Raw genomic sequence first — 3,112 nt, forward strand, 5'->3', positions numbered from 1 at the left:
CGACCGGTCCGGCAACCACCCCTCCGACTTCATGTCACCTCACGCGCCCGGCGTGCCTCCCGCGGAGGCGCCGGCGCGCGGCGTACGGCCGCGTCAGAGACCCGCCGCTGCCGACTGGATGTCGGCGGCGAAGGTGGACACCTCGGTGTAGACGCCCGGGAAGCCGGGCCGTGCGCAGCCCTGGCCCCAGCTGACGACGCCGACCTGGATCCAGCCGCCGTTCCCGTTGTCACGGAACATCGGGCCGCCGGAGTCACCCTGGCAGGTGTCCGTGCCGCCCTCGTCGATGAAGCCGGCGCAGATCTCCTCGGCGGGCACGAGGCTGCCGGAGTACGCGCCCTCGCAGTCCGCGTCGGAGACGAACGGCACGTTGGCCTTGAGCAGGTGCCGCTCCTGGCCGCCGCCCTCGGTGGCCGCGCCCCAGCCGGCCACGGTGAACTCGCCGTTGTTGAACGAGTCGTCCGTGGCGATGTCCAGCGTGGGCAGGTCGATCGGCTCGGCGAGCTTGATCAGCGCCCAGTCCTTGCCGGTGCCGTTGTAGCCGGGCGCCTGGAGGATCTCGGTCGAGTTGACCTCGACGGCGTCCGGGCTTTCGAGGTCCACGACGCCCGCCGTGGCGGTGATGCTCGTGTCGGGGCCCGAACCGTCCACACAGTGGGCGGCGGTCAGGACGATGTCCTGCTCGTAGAGAGCGCCGCCGCAGCCCATGGAGAGGCGGACCATGAAGGGGAACTCACCCTGCTCGGCGGGGGTGCCGCCGACGACCAGCGGTCCCGGAGGCGGGGCGGCCGAAGCGGAGGCGGGCTGAAGGCTGACACCGGCGAGGACGACCGCGCCGACGACGGCACATCTTTTGAGAGCACGCAGAAAGCTCAACTGACTGCCTTTCGTGGGGGGAAACAGTGCGTTTCGTTGTCTTGCGTGGGGCTGTCGTGCGTGAAGCCGTGTACGGATGACGCTCAGCACGTGGGGGTGCCGTACGCATGGCGAAGCCGACCGACGACCCGGTGAAACGTGGATCGCCCGCATCCGCCCGCCACAGCGTGATCCGGATTATGGGGAGGAAATCAGCCGTGGCACAAGACATGGGTTTCGGCCAACCGAACGGTCGGGTTCAGTCCGCCGCCCGCCGGGCGGGCCCCCGTACAGTTGACAGCGGTCGACCCTCCTGCGAAGGGGTAGTGGCGTGACGGACAGAGGCGCGACGAACGGCGGCAGCCCGGTCGTACACGGCTACCCCCACCTCGACACCGTGCGGGCCGCCGTGACGGCCCTCTACCGGCGCATGTCGGACGACGGCATCCGCCGCTACGACACCAGTGTCGCGCCCGCCGACGTCGCCTTCGCCGACCACGACGACCTGCATCTCGGAGTACAGCGGGTGGCCCGCGCGCTGGTCCAGCAGCTGAGTCTGCCGGACGCCCGGATCATCGTCACCTTCCGCGAGATGGAGCACGCGGCGAGCGTCGAGCTGACGGCCGGACCGGAGTACTTCATCGAGCTCAACGACCGTTTCCGCAGGCACCGCAGGGACATCGGCGCCGCCCTGGCGCACGAGATCACCCATGTCCTGCTGCACCGGCTCGGACTGGGCTTCCCCGGCACGCGCGACAACGAGATCCTGACCGACACCGTCACGACCTATCTGGGCGCGGGCTGGCTGCTGCTCGACGCGTTCCGGGAGGACCGGGACTCCAGCCAGAAGCTCGGCTACCTGACGCCGGAGGAGTTCGGCTACGTGCTGGCCAAGCGCGCCATCGTGTTCAACGAGGACCCCGGCATCTGGTTCACCAGCCCGCAGGGCTACACCGCATACACGAAGGGCAAGGCGCAGGCCGTACGGGACGAGCAGCAGCCGCCGCTGACCACGGCGGGCTGGTCGGGCCGGCACCGCTACGCCAAGGACCGGCGTTACGCGCTCGACCACCCCGGCGAGGCCGCGGACGCGGGACGCCCGTACGCCTTCGAGACGCTTCCCGACGGGCTGCGGGTGTCGTTCCCCTGCCCCACGTGCCACCAGCGGATCCGGGTGCCGGTCAGGGGCCGGGTGCGGGCGCGGTGCGGACTCTGTCACACGGTGCTCGACTGCGACACCTGAACTCCCCCACCTGGCAAGGGACTTCACGGAACCGGCAGACGGTGGCCATTGTGTCGATTTGGCGTGAATGACGCCTCCGGGCGAAGGTCGAAGTATGACGAATGAGCGGACAGCGGGCTCCGACCGTGCGCGGGAGGAGCTGTTCTCGGCCGTGTACGAGGGCCGGGACGACACCGTCGTCGCGCTGCTCCGCTCCGGAGTCCCCGCCGAGGCGACCGACCCGGACGGCCAGAGCGTGCTCTACGCCGCCGCGGTGAGCGACGAACCCGGCGCGGTCCGGGTGCTGCTGGCGGCGGGCGCCGACCCCGAGCGCGCGAGCGGACCGGACGGCGGGGACCTGCCGCTGTGCGGCGCCGCGTGCGGCGGTCACACGGAGGTGGTCCTGGCCCTGCTGGCGGCGGGCGCGCGCCCCGACCGGCGCGAGGCGTACGGGTTCACCGCGCTGGCCTGGGCCGTCGGGCAGGGACACGCGCGGACGGTGGAGGCCCTTCTGGCGCACGGCGCCGACCCCGCTCTCCCCGGCCCCGGCGGCGGCGCCCCGGACGGTGAGCCGCCGCTCGTGACGGCCGCCCGGCGCGGCTCGCCGTCGACCGTACGGGCGCTGTTGCGGCACGGCGCCGACGCGCGCGAGGAGGCGCTGGCCGAGGCACGGCGGTGGACCGCGCCCGAGGCGGTGGAGCACGAACTGCACGCCGAGCTGCTGCCGATGGCCGGCACGGGCGGGGGCGACGAGACGGTGGTGCGCCGGATCGAGGAGGACGGCGGGGTGACGATCGTCGTCGAGACGCTGAAGGACGGCGTGCCCGTGGCGAGCCTGGAGCGGCAGACCGGGCACGGGGCGATCGCCACCGTCCTGGAGGAATCGCTGGGCATCCGGACGCCGTTCGAGGAACTGGCGGGGCGGGCGCTGAGGTGCGGGGTGCCCGGCAGGGACGACTGGCGGGAGCCGGTGGCCGCGCTGTGGCGGAGGGGTGACGAGGAGTCGTTCGAGGCGGCGCTCGCCTGGTGCGCGAG

General features: G+C 72.3%; 3 protein-coding genes. 2 read left to right on the plus strand and 1 reads right to left on the minus strand.

Features of this window, described 5'->3' with window-relative positions; translation table 11 throughout:
- Nucleotides 1–93: 93 nt before the first annotated feature.
- A complete protein-coding gene (locus GXP76_RS34885; RefSeq protein ID WP_242575626.1) occupies nt 94–876 on the minus strand; it encodes a trypsin-like serine protease in 783 nt (260 codons plus the stop codon).
- A gap of 310 nt (nt 877–1,186) precedes the next feature.
- On the opposite strand from GXP76_RS34885, the gene GXP76_RS34890 reads away from it, so the two are divergent.
- Together GXP76_RS34890 and GXP76_RS34895 are read left to right on the plus strand one after the other, a co-directional pair.
- Nucleotides 1,187–2,098, plus strand: a complete 912-nt coding sequence (locus GXP76_RS34890) for a hypothetical protein (RefSeq protein WP_242575627.1) — start codon at nt 1,187–1,189, stop codon at nt 2,096–2,098.
- A gap of 94 nt (nt 2,099–2,192) precedes the next feature.
- Nucleotides 2,193–3,112 (plus strand): ankyrin repeat domain-containing protein (locus GXP76_RS34895; RefSeq protein ID WP_242575628.1); only part of this gene is annotated, 920 nt, incomplete at its 3' end.

It is taken from the genome of Streptomyces sp. NP-1717 (assembly GCF_022695985.1).
GTDB lineage: Bacteria > Actinomycetota > Actinomycetes > Streptomycetales > Streptomycetaceae > Streptomyces.